Annotated in this window: 16 protein-coding genes and 1 riboswitch; of the genes, 10 read left to right on the top strand and 6 right to left on the bottom strand. The window is 65.4% G+C overall.

From position 1 onward, the window contains the following. Positions 1-108: 108 nt before the first annotated feature. The 3 genes from B0E48_RS01790 to B0E48_RS01780 are packed head-to-tail and all read left to right on the top strand — an operon-like array spanning position 109 to position 1898. Entirely contained in the window at positions 109-1005 is an 897-nt protein-coding gene (locus B0E48_RS01790; RefSeq protein ID WP_077515722.1) for a phosphoribosylaminoimidazolesuccinocarboxamide synthase, read from the top strand. A gap of 18 nt (positions 1006-1023) precedes the next feature. Then, on the top strand, positions 1024-1494 hold the full coding sequence (locus B0E48_RS01785; RefSeq protein WP_077515721.1) for an Mpo1-like protein: 471 nt from the start codon (positions 1024-1026) through the stop codon (positions 1492-1494). Further along, the gene (locus B0E48_RS01780) at positions 1491-1898 is read left to right on the top strand and encodes a hypothetical protein (protein ID WP_077515720.1); all 408 of its coding nucleotides are present in this window, start codon (positions 1491-1493) and stop codon (positions 1896-1898) included. Before B0E48_RS01785 ends, B0E48_RS01780 begins: the two co-directional genes overlap by 4 nt. A gap of 80 nt (positions 1899-1978) precedes the next feature. Here B0E48_RS01780 and B0E48_RS01775 read toward each other — a convergent pair whose 3' ends face one another. Then, complete coding sequence (locus B0E48_RS01775) at positions 1979-2410, bottom strand: hypothetical protein (protein ID WP_077515719.1); 432 nt, start codon at positions 2408-2410, stop codon at positions 1979-1981. 159 nt (positions 2411-2569) lie between these two features. Here B0E48_RS01775 and B0E48_RS01770 point away from each other — a divergent pair, with 159 nt between their 5' ends. Continuing rightward, the gene (locus B0E48_RS01770) at positions 2570-3937 is read left to right on the top strand and encodes a hypothetical protein (protein ID WP_077515718.1); all 1368 of its coding nucleotides are present in this window, start codon (positions 2570-2572) and stop codon (positions 3935-3937) included. A gap of 112 nt (positions 3938-4049) precedes the next feature. Here B0E48_RS01770 and B0E48_RS01765 read toward each other — a convergent pair whose 3' ends face one another. Together B0E48_RS01765 and B0E48_RS01760 are read right to left on the bottom strand one after the other, a co-directional pair. After that, the gene (locus tag B0E48_RS01765) at positions 4050-6185 is read right to left on the bottom strand and encodes a beta-agarase (RefSeq protein ID WP_077515717.1); all 2136 of its coding nucleotides are present in this window, start codon (positions 6183-6185) and stop codon (positions 4050-4052) included. A gap of 135 nt (positions 6186-6320) precedes the next feature. Further along, positions 6321-7649: an amino acid permease gene (locus B0E48_RS01760; protein ID WP_077515716.1), complete on the bottom strand. Its 1329-nt coding sequence runs from the start codon at positions 7647-7649 to the stop codon at positions 6321-6323. Between the two features lie 76 nt (positions 7650-7725). Here B0E48_RS01760 and B0E48_RS01755 point away from each other — a divergent pair, with 76 nt between their 5' ends. The 6 genes from B0E48_RS01755 to dinB all read left to right on the top strand — a co-directional run bounded on the left by B0E48_RS01755 (position 7726) and on the right by dinB (position 13472). Further along, positions 7726-8562 carry a hypothetical protein gene (locus B0E48_RS01755; RefSeq protein WP_139350118.1) on the top strand — a complete coding sequence of 279 codons (837 nt, stop codon included), beginning with the start codon at positions 7726-7728 and terminating at the stop codon, positions 8560-8562. A gap of 9 nt (positions 8563-8571) precedes the next feature. Beyond that, positions 8572-9069 carry a sigma-70 family RNA polymerase sigma factor gene (locus tag B0E48_RS01750; RefSeq protein ID WP_077515714.1) on the top strand — a complete coding sequence of 166 codons (498 nt, stop codon included), beginning with the start codon at positions 8572-8574 and terminating at the stop codon, positions 9067-9069. Then, positions 9062-9418: a hypothetical protein gene (locus tag B0E48_RS01745; RefSeq protein ID WP_077515713.1), complete on the top strand. Its 357-nt coding sequence runs from the start codon at positions 9062-9064 to the stop codon at positions 9416-9418. Before B0E48_RS01750 ends, B0E48_RS01745 begins: the two co-directional genes overlap by 8 nt. Before the next feature lie 141 nt (positions 9419-9559). Continuing rightward, positions 9560-9635: riboswitch (S-adenosyl-L-homocysteine riboswitch) on the top strand. Between the two features lie 16 nt (positions 9636-9651). Further along, entirely contained in the window at positions 9652-10914 is a 1263-nt protein-coding gene (locus B0E48_RS01740) for a gamma-glutamylcyclotransferase (RefSeq protein WP_077515712.1), read from the top strand. A gap of 43 nt (positions 10915-10957) precedes the next feature. Next, the gene (locus B0E48_RS01735; RefSeq protein ID WP_077515711.1) at positions 10958-12256 is read left to right on the top strand and encodes a hypothetical protein; all 1299 of its coding nucleotides are present in this window, start codon (positions 10958-10960) and stop codon (positions 12254-12256) included. Positions 12257-12368: 112 nt separating this feature from the next. Then, positions 12369-13472, top strand: a complete 1104-nt coding sequence (gene dinB, locus B0E48_RS01730; RefSeq protein ID WP_077515710.1) for a DNA polymerase IV — start codon at positions 12369-12371, stop codon at positions 13470-13472. Here dinB and B0E48_RS01725 read toward each other — a convergent pair. The 3 genes from B0E48_RS01725 to B0E48_RS01715 all read right to left on the bottom strand — a co-directional run bounded on the left by B0E48_RS01725 (position 13462) and on the right by B0E48_RS01715 (position 16223). Next, positions 13462-14778, bottom strand: a complete 1317-nt coding sequence (locus tag B0E48_RS01725; RefSeq protein ID WP_077515709.1) for an ABC transporter permease — start codon at positions 14776-14778, stop codon at positions 13462-13464. The two genes, dinB and B0E48_RS01725, sit on opposite strands and share 11 nt — an antisense overlap. Then, the gene (locus B0E48_RS01720; RefSeq protein ID WP_254423815.1) at positions 14775-15725 is read right to left on the bottom strand and encodes an ATP-binding cassette domain-containing protein; all 951 of its coding nucleotides are present in this window, start codon (positions 15723-15725) and stop codon (positions 14775-14777) included. The genes B0E48_RS01725 and B0E48_RS01720 overlap by 4 nt, the downstream gene beginning before the upstream one ends. Positions 15726-15824: 99 nt before the next feature. Further along, positions 15825-16223 carry a DUF3224 domain-containing protein gene (locus B0E48_RS01715; RefSeq protein ID WP_077515708.1) on the bottom strand — a complete coding sequence of 133 codons (399 nt, stop codon included), beginning with the start codon at positions 16221-16223 and terminating at the stop codon, positions 15825-15827. Between the last annotated feature and the right edge of the window lie 38 nt (positions 16224-16261).

Here is a 16261-nt window from a genome sequence, read left to right as displayed (position 1 = left end):
GGACAATTCTAGCAGTGCCCGGCAACGCGACCTGCCAGGTGCGACTTTCCGGCATTCCGGCCACAGCGGCTAGAATAGACAGCTCCCCCGCCTGCGGAACCCTTCGCCGTGCCCACCACCCTGTCGCAATCGAACCTGCCCGGCCTGGAACTGATCCATCGCGGCAAGGTGCGCGATGTCTACGCGTTGTCCGACGATCGACTGCTGATGGTCGCCACCGACCGGCTGTCGGCGTTCGACGTGGTGCTGCCCAACCCGATTCCGGGCAAGGGCGAGATGCTCACGCAGATCTCCAATTTCTGGTTCGGCAAGACCGCGCACCTAGTGCCGAACCATCTGCTCGACGTGCCGCTGGCCGAGGTACTGCCGCCGGGCACCGACCTGGCGCTGTACGAGAAACGCGCGGTGGTGACGCGGCGGCTGAAGCCGGTGCCGGTGGAGGCGATCGCCCGCGGCTATCTGATCGGTTCGGGCTGGAAGGATTACCAGGTGAGCGGCTCGCTATGCGGCATCCAGTTGCCCGCCGGCCTGCAGCAGGCGCAACAACTGCCCGCGCCGATCTTCACCCCGTCGACCAAGGCCGCCGCGGGCGACCACGACGAGAACGTCAGCTACGACGTGGTGGTTGATGCGGTCGGCACCGAACTGGCCGGCAAGGTGCGTGACGCCACGCTGGCGATCTACCAGTGGGCCGCCGCCTATGCGGCCGAACGCGGCATCATCATCGCCGACACCAAGTTCGAGTTCGGCACCGACGCGGACGGCAAGCTGTATGTGATGGACGAGATGCTGACGCCGGACTCCTCGCGCTTCTGGCCCGCTGACGAATACCGCGTCGGCATCAGCCCGCCCAGCTACGACAAGCAGTTCGTGCGCGACTGGCTGGAGACGCAGGACTGGAACAAGACCGCGCCCGGCCCGGTGATTCCGGACGAGGTGATCGCGCGAACCGCCGCCAAGTATGCCGAGGCGTTGCAGCGGCTGGCTGGCATCCGACTCAGCTGAATTCGACGGGGGAGTGCCATGCGCACCATGCAGGACTGGCTCGACAGTTACAGCGGCGATCATCAGAACCCGACCAACCAGCTGTTCCACTGGTTGTGCGTGCCGCCGATCGTGTGGTCGGTGATCGCGCTGCTGTGGACGATCCCGGTACCGGCCTCGCTCTTGCGTCCCGGCTCATGGTCGGTGCTGGTAATGGTGCTGGCGTTCTACTGGTACTGGCGGCGCTCGCACCGGCTGGCCCTGGCGCTGCTGCTCGCGTTTGCCGTGCTGGGCCTGCTCACCAACTTCCTGTACTACCAGCTCGGCGGCGCGTCGCTGTGCTATCTGGCGATCGGCGTGTTCGTGGTCGCCTGGGTCGGCCAGTTCATCGGCCACCAGTTCGAGGGGCGCCGCCCCAGTTTCCTCACCGATCTGTCATACCTGCTGATCGGCCCCGCGTGGCTGATGGCCAAGCTGCTGCACAAACTGGGATTCAAGCAAACCACATGACGACCCTGCTTACCCTGGTCAGCAGCCTGCTCTGGTGGGTGCTCTACAGCAGCATCGGCGCACTGTTCTTCGCCCTGATCGGCTGGTCGGTGCTGCGCTGGACCGAACGCTGTGCGGTGGTGTTCAACCGCATCTATCTCGCCTGTCTGCTGTGGACGATGATCGGCCTGCTGCTGATCACCGGTGTGGCCGCGTACGAGGGTCACCTGCATCCGCCGTATGCAGCGTTGCTCAACTCCGGCCTGCTGCGCTGCGCCCTGGTGCTGGACATGCTGATCGGCACGTTCCTGCTGTGGCGGCTGACCCCGCGCATCGACGCGCACCGCATCCGCCTCGGCAGCGCCTGCATGGCGGTGGCCGCGATCATGGCGATCAGTTTCGGGATTGCCACCAGCCTGGCGTGATCCTGCCGCTGCTGCATACCGAGAGGGCGGAGTTCATCCGCCCTCTCTGCATTTGAATCATTGAAAACGCGTTGCCGTATTCAGTGCATCCCGAATATCGCGGCACCGAACACCATCGCCATGATCAAGCCGATGACCAGGGCACATACAAAGCCAATCACCATATAGACCAGCTGCACCAGACAAGCCTTGCCGTAGCCGATCTGGTTACCGTCCTGTGCCAGCAGCAGGTAGTTGATCACCGCGGCGCCCACCAGAAAATTCACGACCACCGACAGCAGGCCACCCGCACCGCCGTGCAACACCATGCCCAGCACCACCGATGCCACCACCACGGCAACAAAGGTCAGCAGAACCACGCCAATCGAGCGCAGGTAAGACGGCATGTAACCGACCACGATCCGGAATGCCAGGCACAGCACCAGCGCGCCGAGCAGGATGCCGCCGACAACCATGACCAGCAGGCCCAGCATGCCCATGCCAGCCAGCGCAGCAAACGAAGAAGTACCCATAAAGCCCCCTTGAAGTGGAAGAAAGCCGTCGCGTGGCACTCCCCATGCCCGACGGTGGTGCCAGCCTAGCCGATTCCATCGCCACGTGGCTGACGGCACTGTCTCCCGCCGCGAGACGGGGGCAAGCTATACCACCCGCTCGCTTATTTAGAGTGTTCCATGAGCCTGCGCAGCCTGTTCGTCGACTTCAACAGTTACTTTGCCTCGGTCGAACAGCACGAGGACCCGACCCTGCGCGGGCGGCCGGTCGGCGTGGCGCCGGTGGCCGCCGAAACCACCAGCCTGATCGCCGCCAGTTACGAGGCGAAGGCGTTCGGTGTCAGCACCGGCACAATGGTGCGCGAGGCGCGACGGCTGTGTCCCGGCATCGAGATCCGCGTGGCGCGACCGGAACGTTATGTGTACTGGCATCATCGCCTGATCGAGGCGATCGACCACGCGATTCCGATTGCCCGTGTCGGCTCGATCGACGAAGTCGCCTGCGAACTGGTCGGCCGTCAGCGCCAGCGTGACATCGCCGAAGCCATCGCGCAGCAGGTGAAAGACGAAGTGGCGCTGGCTGCTCCCGGCGGCGCGATCCGCTGCTCGATCGGCATCGCGCCGAATGACTTCCTCGCCAAGACCGCCTCGGACATGCGCAAGCCCGACGGCCTCACCGTGATCGAGCAGGCCGATCTGCCGCAGGCCCTGCATGGGCTGGCATTGCGCGACTTGTGCGGCATCGGCCAGTCGATGGAAGCGCGCCTGCACGAAGCCGGCATCACCACCGTGGCGCAGCTCACTGCCGCCGACAAGCACCGGCTGCGACACGCCTGGGGCGGCATCGAGGGCGAGCGCATGTGGGGCGTGCTGCGCGGCGCGTGGCTGCCCACCGCACCCACCGAACGCGGCTCGATCGGCCACTCGCACGTACTGGGCCCGGAACTGCGCAGCGCCATCGGCGCCCGCGCGGTACTGAAGAAACTGCTGGTGAAGGCGGCCATGCGCATGCGCCGCGAAGAGATGCTAAGCGGCGCCATGGCCGTGCGCATCCGCTTCATCGGCCACGACCAGCGCTGGGAACGCGATCTCGCCTTCGACCCCACCGACGACAGCCGCGAACTGCTGCGCCTGTTGAACGGCATGCTGGATAGCGGCAACCGCCGTCGCTTGTTGCCGGGGCCGACAAACGCCACGCCGCTTTCAGTCAGCGTGACCCTGATGCGACTGGTACCACGTACGCAGAGCAGCGGCTCGCTGTTCGCCCCGACACAGGACACCGGCCGCGTCGACGCACTGGTCGACCGCATCAACGCAAAGTTCGGCTACAACAAGCTCTACTTCGGCAGCATGCAACTGGCACTGGAACACGACGCCGCGCCGATGCGCATTCCGTTCAATCGCGTCCCCGATACAAAGAGCGAGAACGAGGCCACGCATGAAAGCGATGCCAGCCATGACGCGCTTTGGCTGCAGTCGCTGAATCGGTTCAAGGTGCTCGCTGAAGGCGAGCATCGGCGACGGGAGCGTGGTGGCAAGGGCAACTGATACACGCCACATCTCTGACTTCGTAGGGCGGGCACTGTTCGCCGACTTTTTGACCTACTGCGAGTTTCCGCAAGAGCGGCGGGCAGTGCCCGCCCTACGAAGCGTTGTACCTTCAATCATGTGGGCGAGTGACACCCAGATTCGCCGCATGAACGGCCTCGACAAAACCACCAAACGGAATATCCGTAATCCCCACCAGCCCGATATGGCTATTCTCGCCATCAAGCAGTCGACCAGTCACTGGCTGGTCGGCGTACTCGAACCAGTGCGCGCCGACGATATCCGGATCAGCCGCGGCGGCAGCGATGAACTTCGCATACGCCTCGCCACGCTGCTGCTCGTTCCACACCGATACCACGCCCTTGCCGAACGGGCCGCGGTCATCCGAGCCGAAGTGGAATTCGCCGATAAGCACCGGCTTGTCGAGCTTCTTCATCGCTACCGCATCGAAGCCATGTTGCGGCAGGTCGGCGTAGACGTTGAAACTGACCGCGTCGCAGTACTGCGCGCAGGCGGCGACGGCTTCGGGCGTGTTCACCGCGAAGCGGCCGCCTAGGAACAGATGATGCGGATCATGTCGGCGGATGGCTTCGGCGACGGTGCGGAAATAGGTGTCGGCATAGCGTCGCAGCCACGTGCTGTAATCGGCGGTGATCGCCGGATGCGCTTCGTTCGGCGTGGGCGCGGCGAAGCCGGTGACGTTCATTGCATCCCATGAGCCCAGTGCAATGCCCCACGCGGCGGACAGCGTTTCCGGCGCCACGTATTTCTTGCGCAGTATCGCGATGAACGCCTGCTTGGCCGGACTCTTCGCGTCGCCAGCCAGCGTGCCGAGAGCCAGACCCCAGCGGCCTTGCGGGCCGCTGCCGGCCCAGGCCAGTTCGTTGTCGGCGAAATAGCCGAGCAGGTACGGATCGTCGCTCACGTCGGCGCTCGCCGTTGTCACCGCCGCTTCGGTCGCCCGCACGAAGCGCGGATCGAACGGGTCGGGCATGCGGCCCCAGTAGTCGTAGCCACTGGAGACATTCGCGTAGTCGCCGTCGATATTGATCGAGCGGGTATACGGCAGCCGATGCGCGTGACCCAGCGCGTCGTCGCTCCAGTTGCCGATGGTGTTGAAGCCCCACGCCTGCAGGCGATCCAGCGTACGCGTGCGCCATGCGTCCAGCCAGTTCCTGCCGTCGACGCGATACAGGTTCGCCGCGTAGAAATCGAACCAGCGGCCGTGGTCGTAGCCAATGCCCGCGCTGGCGCCCTGATCCTTGTTGCGGTTGTCGCCGCTGCCGTAGAACGCCGCCCACCCACCACTCGCCGGCGGTAGATCCTTGAACATGAACTCGCGGCCCTCGATATAGCTGCGGCCACCGTCGGCAATCACCGCGTTGACGCCGAGCGAGAAGAACGCATGACCGTCTGGTGTCACCAGTTGCCAGCGACCAGCGGCTTTCTGCGTGTGGAACCAGCCGGTCTTGTTCAAGCCATGGACATCCAGACGTCCACCGTAGGCATCGAGCTCGCTGGCCGGAGTTCTGGTCATGGCCGCCTTCCCGGCCGCGCGTAACGCGGCATCGGAATCGATTTTCTCCGGCCATTGGCCACGCGTGAATTGTCCGTAGCGGTCGACGATGCCGGCATATGCATCGTGCAGCGTGGCCTCAGCTGACGCGGTATCGACACGACCGAACAACAGCGTCTGCGTGGCCTGCGGCGCGGGCACGCCGAGGCGGATGGCACTGACCTTGTGCAGATCCAGCGCGCCCTGCACCGAGGTTGCCAGCAGGGTCGGCTGACCGTGATCGTCGAACGGCATCGGCGGCCCCACCTGCATGCCCTCGCCGCGCGGCGACTCGGCGCGAAGTGGCATCACCAGCGTCTGCGCTGGCCCGGCCGGCACACCCACGGTCGCCTGCAGATGTTGGCCGGTGGCATCCTCGATATCGACCGTCAACGTCACCGCCCATGCCATCGCGTTCTGCATGCGCAGATGCAGTTCGCCCTGCTTCGACCAGTCCCACGCGCCATGGGCAGCGGTCAGCACGATTTGCGGATGCGCCGCGGGCTGGAACGCATAACGTTGTTGCGCCACACCGTCGCTGGCGTGCTCGACCGTGCCGACTCGTTGCACATGATCGAGGGCGAGATGGGTCGCGGCAGCAGGGTCGGCAAGATCGAGCACGTCCGGCACCGTTGCTGCGTGGCAGGCGCTCAGCCCGAACAGGCACAGCCAGACCAATGCATGACGTTTCATCAACCGAAGCCTCACGGAAATACCATCGAACTGTAGGAGCGGCTTCAGCCGCGATGCCTTTGGCGTTTCGATTCGAACAAGAGCATCGCGGCTGAAGCCGCTCCTACGACCGAAGGAAGTCCCTTGTGGACAGGATTACGAACGTCGGCGCGACCACCACTGCCAGCCGTAATACACCGGCACGCCCAGCGCGATGATCAGCAGGCTCATGCCGGCATCGCCCGGCGCGTGGATCGCACTGGCCACGATCACGCCGAACACGGTGATCACGAAGATCAGCGGCAGCAACGGATAGAACGGCACCCGGTACGGCGCCGGCTGGTCGATGAAGTGCTTGCGATACCAGAACAGCGTGGAGATACCAAACATGTGCCCCAGCCACTCGCCCACCGTGGTGTAGTTGAGCAGCTGGTTGAAGCTACCCGATACGGTCAGCACGATCGCCCATGCACCGAGCACGGCCAGCGCGATCTGCGGCGCGCGCGTGCGTGGATCGACGCGCCCGGTCGCGCGAAAGAACACGCCGTCCGCGCCCATCGTCTGCAGCACGCGCGCGCCGCCGGCGATCGCGATACTGCAATAGCCGAAGGTGGAGCAGGCAATGCCGACCTCGATCACGGTGGCACCATGCACACCGAACAGCTTCTGCATCAAATCCGCCGCCGGCGCCGCGCTGGTCGCGAGGCCGGCATGGCCGAGCCCGGCCAGGTAGGCGAAGTTGACCAGCACGTAGCACAGCACCACGCCGGCCATGCCCATGCCCAGCGCGCGCGGCAGGGTGCGTTGCGGGTTGCGCACTTCGCCGGCCAGATCGTTGAGGTAATGAAAACCGCCATACGCGAACAGCACCGGCAACAAGGCGCCGGCAAACGCCCATGACGACACCGGCCGCGTGGTATCCACTTCCAGAGCCAGTCCGAGCTGGCCATGCGCCAGCACCAGGCCAGCCACCACCAGCAAGGCGATCGCCATCACCTTCAGCACGGTGAAGATGTTCTGCATCCATGCGCCGGCGCGGATACCGAACAGGTTGATGCTGACGATGAACACGATCGCGCCGACCGCGACCGGCATTTCGTAGAGCCGGCCCAGGCCCAGCGCCCGGCAGAAATAGACGGCGAACTTGGTCACCACCGCCGCTACGCTGCCGGGATAGTTGATCAGCGCCATGGTCCAGCCGAACAGGAACGCCGGCAGCAGACCGAACGCCTCGCGCAGGTACACATAGATGCCGCCCGCCTGCGGCCGCCGTGCGCCGAGTTCGGCATAACACAGTACGCCGGCCAGGGTCAGCAGGCCGCCGATCGCCCACAGGATCAGCACCTGCATGCCGGACGACGTGTTCTGCGCCACCGTGGCCGGCGTGATGAAGATGCCCGCCCCGATCACGCCGCCGATGACGATCATCGCGGCGTCCCAGGTGTTCAGGCGACGGGCATAGGCATTGGCGGGTTCGGTCAGCATGGACGCTACCTTGCCATTGTGGATGGTGTTTCAGCCAGTCCCGGATGACAGGCGGCTTATTTGGCGGAACTGGCGAATGAAAGAAATTCGCGCTGGCGTGTATATATTCGGGAAGGCGGCCATCCGGTCGCCGCGAGGGAACCGCATGAAGCACACACACCGACTCATCCTCGGCTCGACCCTGTTGCTGGCGCTGACGGCTTGCCAGGCACCAAACGATGGTCGCGTCGGCCAGGCCATCGCTCCGATGGAACTGAAAATCTATGCCGTGCCGCCGGAGCAAACGCCCAATCTGACCGAAGCGCTGGGCAATGCGTTGGGGAAAGTGGGCAATGTCACCATGCCCGCGCCCGGCAAGTTGCTGGTCTACGCTCCTCGCGATGCGCAGGCCTCGATCAGCGCGGCGATCACCAGCCTTGGCAACGCGTCGCCCGCAGACCAGAAGTCCGCACAAGTGAACTTGCACTTCTGGATTGTCGACGGTGCAACCGGCCCCGGTAGCGACGACGCGGCCTTGCAGCCGCTGTCGGCCACGCTCGACACGGTGCGCCAAACGATGGGGACGTTGCATTTCCGGCTTGACCAGACGCTTTCCGCGATGGCGTCGGCTGGCCACGGCGGCTCGATCGTTGCCACAACGAGCGGTGGCTATCCACGCGCCATCGACTTCACAGTCAATACCATCAACGGCAACAGCATCGACCTGGATGTTGGCTACGACGATCAAGGCCGGGGCGGCCTCGCCAAGTTCAGGACCCAGATCGATGCCGAGCCCGGCCACTACGTGGTACTGGCACAGGCCCCCGGCGCCTGTGCCCCCGCGCCGCTTGGCGGGATCTCACCGCCCTGTCCTGAAAAGCCGGCCTTGCGCCTGTTCATCGTCCGCGCGGACCGCCTGCCGCCACACGCCTGAACCAGCAACATGACACTGCGCCAGGAAGCGCTCTACGCCAGCTATCGTCGACTGGAACGGCCGCTCTACAACGTGCTCTACCGCCAGCTATGGCAGGCCGAGGATTGCCAGGACGTCATCCACGACGCCTACGTGCGCGTGTGGGAGCGGCGCAGCAAGGTCGATGAGGGCACGCTGGATGCCCTGGTGTGGACTACCGCGCTCAACCTGGCGAAGAACCGCCTGCGCTGGCGCCTGCTGCGGCGACACGAGGAGCTGGACGAGGAATCACTACCGTTGACCGCTGATGGACAGCCGCAGGACTTCCTCGCCACGCGCCGGCTGCATCAGGCATTGCGGCAACTGCCGCGGGCCGCGCAACAGATCCTGTTGCTGTCGGAATTCAGCGGCCTGCGCGGCAACGAGATCGCGACGGTGCTGGGCATTCCGGCCGGCACGGTGGCCTCGCGCAAGCACCAGGCGATGGAGCGATTGAAAACCTTGCTGGGAGCGTCCCTCGATGCATGAATCCGACCGTCTGTTCATCGACCTGCAACCGCCGCCGGATGGACTGCAGCGCCTGCAGCGCACCATCGCGAACCGATCCGATGGCACGCGCCGACACAGCCTGCGCCTCGCCGGCGCCGGCGCGTTCGCGATGTTCCTGCTGGCACTGGCATGGCTGCTGCCGGGCGTCATCGCGCGACACCGCGAAACCACGGAACTGATGTCGGCCTTGCATGCGGCCGTGACTCCGCCCACCGATGGCATCCAGGTCGTCGACGGCGCCGCGATCGAACTGCCCAGCGGGCAGGCTGGCGTGCGTCTTTATCTGGTGCAATCGGCCAGCCCGGCAGCACGCACCCTACGGCATTGAACGACACCGCTCGGCCATCGACAAGGTAGCCGCCGCGCCGCCACCCGCAAATTGACAAGCACCATCCGCCTCGGAACACTGTCGCCGGCAACGCAACATGCGCTGCCGGTTTGTGCGCAGCGGTGATCCCGCTGGGCCATCGCTACCGAGGGGTGCTGCAGCGGATCCCGGTCCGCCACGCTTGGTAGGCGATTCCTCGCAAGGGCGCCCTTTCCATCACTGGAGATGTCGCCATGTCTGTTCACGCTGCCGCTCGCCGGCTTGCCCTCGCCACTTCCGCGGACTATCCGTGCATCCAGCCGGACGATGCGCACCTGGCGACCTCGCTGGAACACCTCGGCATCCAGCCGATCGTCTGCGTCTGGAATGACCCGGACGTCGACTGGTCGACATTCGACGCGGTGCTGATTCGCACCATCTGGGATTACTTCAAACACCACGCAGCATTCCTGGCCTGGCTGGACCGACTCGACCGGCTGGGTGTGCCTACCATCAACGACAGCGCCCTGCTGCGCTGGAACAGCGACAAGCGCTACCTGCTCGAACTCGTCGAACGCGGCGTCGACATCATCCCCACCCGGCTCGCCGGCGCGGGCGAGTTGCAAGACGTGTTGGCAACAATGCCGGCACAGCCGGTGGTGATCAAGCCGACGATCAGCGGCGGCGCCTGGCACACGCTGCGCGGCAACACCGACGATGCAGCGTTCCTGCAGGCGGTAGACAGGTTGCCGCGCGAGCTCGACTACCTGGTACAGCCGTTCGTGCCAGAGGTCGTCAGCGCCGGCGAATGGTCGCTGCTGTACTTCGAGGGCGAGTTCAGCCACGCGGTGCTCAAGCGCCCAGCCAGCGGCGACTACCGCGTGCAGAGCGAACATGGTGGCAGTGTCGACCCGATCGAGCCGGATGCCGCGACGTTTGCTGCCGCCGAACGGGCGCTGGCCGCCCTCGCCACGATGGGATACGGCGACCTGGCGTATGCGCGCATCGATGGGGTCGTCTGCAACGGCCGTTTCCTGGTCATGGAGCTGGAGCTGCTCGAGCCATCGCTGTTCCTGGCCGGGCAGCCGCAGGCAGCCGAGCGCTTCGCACGGCAGCTGTCCGCGCGACTGGATCGGCTGCATCCGGGCACAGCTGCTGCCACCGAATACCTGTTCTCCTATGGCACCTTGCAGACCGCCGCGGTGCAGCTGGCCACATTCGGCCGGCAACTCGCCGGTCAACCCGATCGTCTGGACGGTTATCGTCGCGAGCTGATCCGCATCGACGATCCGCAAGTCGTCGCCACCAGTGGCGCCAGCCACCATCCGATCGTGCACGACAGCGGCAACCCGGAGGACTCGGTCAGCGGCACCGTGTTCCGCCTCAGCACCGCCGAGCTGGCTCGTGCGGATGCCTACGAGGTGGACGACTACCGCCGCGTCGCCGTCACGCTCGCCTCCGGCACCCGCGCGTGGATCTACGTCGGCGCCGCGCCGGAATTCTTCACCGAAGCATGATCGCTACCGCTACCATCGACCCGAGCCACCAGAGCACACGGGCATGAGCGATACCGCCGCGCCGGGCCACGATCCCGACCAGTTGCCGAAGCACACCACGCCCACCTGGGAGGTCGAGCTGCTGATCTCCGGCGTGGCGGTGTTCGCCATGCTGCAACTGCCCGGCTGGCTGGATGACCAGCTGTTCGCGCTGCTGCCGCGGCTGAGCACCGACTTTGCCGGGGTGGTGTTGCCGCTTTACATCTACCTGAAAACCGCCGCGGTGATCCTGGCGGTGACGTTCGCCCTGCACCTGTTGCTGCGCGCGAACTGGATCGCCCTGGTCGGCATGCACTCGGTCTACCCGGACGGGGTGCTCTGGGAAAATCTGCGCATGGGGCCGGTACAGCGCGAAATCGACCGGCACCGGCACGGTTCCACCGGCGACTCGATCGAACGCGCCGACAATCGCGCCACCGTGGTATTCGCCATCGGCGTGATGCTGGCCACGCGGCTGCTGATCATCAGCCTGATGGTTGCCGTGGTGTTCGCGGTGATCATGACCGGCCTGAGCCTGACCGGCCTCCACGCCGACATGTTCCTGGTATTCAGCCTGTGCGTCGTGACCCTGATAGTGCTGTTGTTCGGCGCCCATGAGATCGACCGCAGGTTCGGCGCCAGGTTGCGCGAAGGCGGTGCCGTGCAACGCGGACTGGCCGCGATCTTCAGGTACTCCGGGCTGTTCGGCATCAGTTACCGCTCCGAGGTCATGTCGTTGCTCGCCAGCCACAGCAACGAGCGTCGCATCAATCGCCTGATTCTCGTCGTGTTCGCGGTGTTGTTCGGTGCCGTGACGTTCGGCCTGAACTCGATGAAGAAGCCGCTTCAGGCCGGCAGCTACGGGCTGTTCCCGCGCAGCGTCGACGACTCCCGCACGTTGCGCAGCAATTACTACGACGACCAGCGCGATCCGCTGCACGATCCGATGACCCCGTTCGTACAAAGTGCGGTGATCGAGGGATCCTACCTGCGACTGACCGTGCCGTACCAACCCCAGCGCGACGCGCCAGCCATGCAGAGCCATTGCGCCCGCGCGCTGATGCTGCCTCATGGCGATGCGCGCGGCGACGCCTTGCTGGAATGCATGGCGCGCCTGCGCGCGGTGTCGCTCGACGGAACGCCACTCGCCACGCTGCACTACGACGTCGGCAGCGATTCGCGTACCCGTCGCCCCGCGCTGCAGGCGATGATCGATGTGCGTTCGCTGGCCAGCGGTCGCCACGTGCTGCGTGTCGAGCACGCACCCGGAAATGATGACGCGAGCGAAGGTAACCACGCCGACGTGATTGCGTTCTGGCGTTGAGCACGAAACCTCCGCGCGGACCGCAGCGCCGCGCACGTCGCCAATCACTGCTGACACACCGCGACAGTGGCTGCATCTAGAATCCGCACTACCGCTTTTCCCGGTTGCCCTCGTGTCCGCACCACCACGAAAAATCCTGCATATCGACATGGACGCGTTCTACGCGTCGGTGGAGCAGCGCGACGATCCGTCGTTGCGCGGCAAGCCGGTAGCGGTGGCATGGCGCGGCGCGCGCTCGGTGGTATGTGCCGCGAGTTACGAGGCGCGCGTGTTCGGTGTGCGCTCGGCGATGCCGGCGATCCGCGCCGAGCGGCTGTGCCCGCAGCTGATCTTCGTGCCGCCGGATTTCGTGCGCTACAAGGCGGTGTCGCGGTTAGTGCGCGAGATCTTCGCTCGACATACCGACTTGATCGAGCCATTGTCGCTGGACGAAGCCTATCTCGACGTCACCATGACGAAGACCGGGCTGCCTTCGGCCACCGCCACCGCCGAAGCGATCCGTGCGGCGATCCGCGAGGAGACCCAGCTCACCGCTTCCGCCGGCGTGGCGCCGAACAAGTTCCTCGCCAAGATCGCTTCGGACTGGAACAAGCCCGACGGCCTGTGCGTGATCCGCCCGCACCAGGTGGATGCGTTTCTCGCGCCACTGCCGGTCGGCCGCCTGCCAGGCGTGGGCAAGGTGATGGAGGCGAAGCTCGCCGTGCTCGGCATTGCCAGCGTCGGCGAACTGCGTGGCTTTGTGCTGGCGGAACTGGAGCAGCGCTTCGGCCGCTGGGGCAGACGGCTATATGAACTGGCACGCGGCATCGACGAACACGCGGTGCAGCCCGAGCGCCCGACGCTGCAGGTCTCCGCCGAGGATACGTTCGAGCACGACCTGCTGCTCGACGAACTCGAACCACACATCCGCCAGCTCGCTGAAAAGGCATGGGCCGGCCATCAACGCGAAGAAAGCCGCGTCGCGCGCACCGTCGTGCTGAAGCTGAAGACGTCGGACTTCCACACGCTCACGCGCAGTCTCACGCCGGCCACACGCCCGCAGTCGGCAGCCGAACTGGCTGATATCGCCTGTGCACTGCGTGAGCGCGTGGAACGTCCTGCCGACAGCCGCTACCGGCTCGTCGGTGTCGGCCTGGCCGGCTTCGTCGAGCAGGACAGCTACCAGGCGCAAAGTGACCTGTTCGACACTCCGGCGAAGGCGACCGTCAGGCCCTGATCCAGCGCAGCAGCTCGCGCCACGACGGCTTCTTGCCGTACATCAGGATGCCGGTGCGGTAGATCCGCGCGGCCAGCCAGACGCAGGCGAGCAGTGCGAGCACCATCAGGCCCAGCGACAGCGCCAGTTGCAGCGGCGGCACCGAACTCAGTGACCAGCGCACCGGCATCGTGAAAGGCGCGAACAGCGGGATGTACGACATCGTCACGCCCAGGCTGCCGGTCGGATCCTTGATCAGGCTGAACACGGAGAAGAAACCCACCAGGATCGACATGGTGACGAACACCGCGTATTGCTGGGTCTCCTGGATCGTGTTGCACATCGCGCCGATCGCCGCGTACAGCGCGCCGTAAAGCAGGAAGCCCAGCGTGAAGTAGAGCAGGAACACCACCAGCAGGCCCGGCGCCATGCTCGGAATCGGAAAGCTGTGCACCGCGTCCGCGCTCATGCCGAACAGGCCGGCCAGGTGCGCACGCTGGCTGCTGACCAGGAACACCGAGCCGCCCCAGATTGCCATCTGTGCGAGGCCGGCCATGCCCACGCCAAGCACCTTGCCGAGCAGCATCTGGAACGGCGTCAGCGACGAGGTCAGCACCTCCATGATGCGCGAGGTCTTCTCCTCGATCACCGAGGTCATCGTCTGCTGGCCGTAGAGCAGGATCGAGATGTACAGGACGAAGCCCATGAAATAGGCAATCAGGAACGAGTCCTCGCCGCTCTGCCCGGTCAGCTTGCCGTCGGACACCTTGGTGGTATCCATGTCGGCCGGTGCCATCGCGCGCTTCACCAGCGCCGCATCCACGCCCGACTTGCCGAGCCGCACACCGGCAAGTGCATTGGACACGCTGCGCTGCAGCTTCGACATCGACTGCATCGCGCCGACGTTGCTGCCGTAGTAGGCCAGCTTGCCACTGGCCAAGGTGTCGTCCGTAAGCACCAGCACGCCGTCCCAGCCGTCTTTCTGCTTCTTGCTGGAAAAGCCGGTGCTGGCGATCAGATCGTCGCGCACCGCAGCCAGGTTCGCCGCCGTAGCGGGAAACACCTGCACGCTGTAACGGGCCTCGGTATCGGGCCCGTCGCCCAGCCTTTCCGTCAGCATTGCCTGGCTGACCGACTGGCCCAGCCCCACCGAGGACGCGTCCACCACGGCGACCCGGCTGGCGCGGTCCGAGCCGCTCATCATCAGCCCCGGCAGCACCGCCATCAGCACGATGAACACCGGCAGCAGGATCGTGGAAATCAGGAACGCCCGGGTTCGCACGCGCTCGACGAACTCCCGGCGGATCACGGCGATGATCTTCTTCATGCGGCTGCTCCGGCGTGCGCGACGGCGGCATCGGCGCCGACCTTGGCAATGAAAATGGCATGCAGCGACGGCTCGACCACCTCGAACCGGCGCAGACCGACCCCTGCGTGCACCAGCGCCGCCAGCAGTTGCTCCGGATCGGCACCATCGGCCATCTGCAGCTCGGCCGAGGCACCGTAATCGTCGACGCGGGCAATCAGCGAACGGTCGGCGAGGATCGTCTCGGCGCGTGACTTGTCGTGGCTGAAGCCCAGTGCGACATGCCGGCCGCCGAAGTCCGCCTTGACCTGCGCCACCGTGCCGCTGACCACGGTCTCGCCGCGCGCGATGATCGCGATGTGATCGCACATGCGCTCGGCCTGCTCCATCACGTGGGTCGAGAACAACACGGTGCGACCGCTGGCGGCGATCTCCACCACGATGTCCTTCATCACCTGGGCATTGACCGGATCGAGTCCCGAGAACGGTTCGTCGAGGATCACCAACTCCGGTTCGTGCAGCAGTGCGCCGGCAAACTGCACCTTCTGCTGCATGCCCTTGGACAGATCCTCGACCTTCTTCAGCGCCCACTCGCTGATGCCCAGCCGCTCCAGCCACGCCTGCGCGCGCCGGCGTGCGTCGGCACGCGAGATGCCCTTGGTCTCGCCCAGGAAGATCAGGTGATCGAGCACCTTCATCTTCTTGTACAGCCCGCGCTCTTCCGGCAGGTAGCCGATGCGCGCCGACAGCTTGCGGCTGCCATGCGCGGAACCGAACAGCGACACGCGGCCCTCGTCCGGTTCAAGGATGCCCATGATCAGGCGGATCATGGTGGACTTGCCCGCGCCGTTCGGCCCGAGCAGCCCGAAGATGCCACCGGCGGAAACCTCCAGCGATAGACGGTTGACGGCGGTATGTCCTGAAAACCGCTTGGTGACGGATTCGACGCTGACGCTCGGCAATGGCATGGTCCCCCTGTCCCTGGCATGTCGGGCACGCGGCCCCCTTTCGCGAAAATAGCATGCGGGCGGGGAGGCGCGCAGATGACCTATGGCAGAGGCTCGCGCTCAGCCCGCCTCGGGCAGCGTGTACTCGAAATCGTAGAAATGCTGGCCATCTGTAATCGTGATCGCCAGCGTGCCGGCCAGTCCCTGCAACTCATCGCTACCGGAATCGGGCACCACCGTGATGGTCAACTGCGGCGTACCGCGCGTCATGATGCCGCTGTGCTGCAGTGCGAACGAGCCGCTGCGTCCATGCAGCGTACCGTTGACCCGCTCCAGCGCGACGTAGCCAGCTGAACCTTCGACCGCGGTGCGTGTGGCCAGCATCTGACCCCTGCCGGTCGCGGCGAGGTCGCCGTGATACTGCTTGTCCAGCGCCATCCGGCCAATGCTGGCGTCACCGACACCGTCTTCCGCCGGCTGCGAAAACATCTTCACTTCGAACGTACCGCTGGCGTGCATGGGGATGGCTCTCCGCGTTCGGAGCGTTATGGTCGCAC

This window comes from Rhodanobacter sp. C03, from assembly GCF_002001175.1.
GTDB lineage: Bacteria > Pseudomonadota > Gammaproteobacteria > Xanthomonadales > Rhodanobacteraceae > Rhodanobacter.
This window is presented reverse-complemented; position numbering and strand designations above follow the sequence as displayed.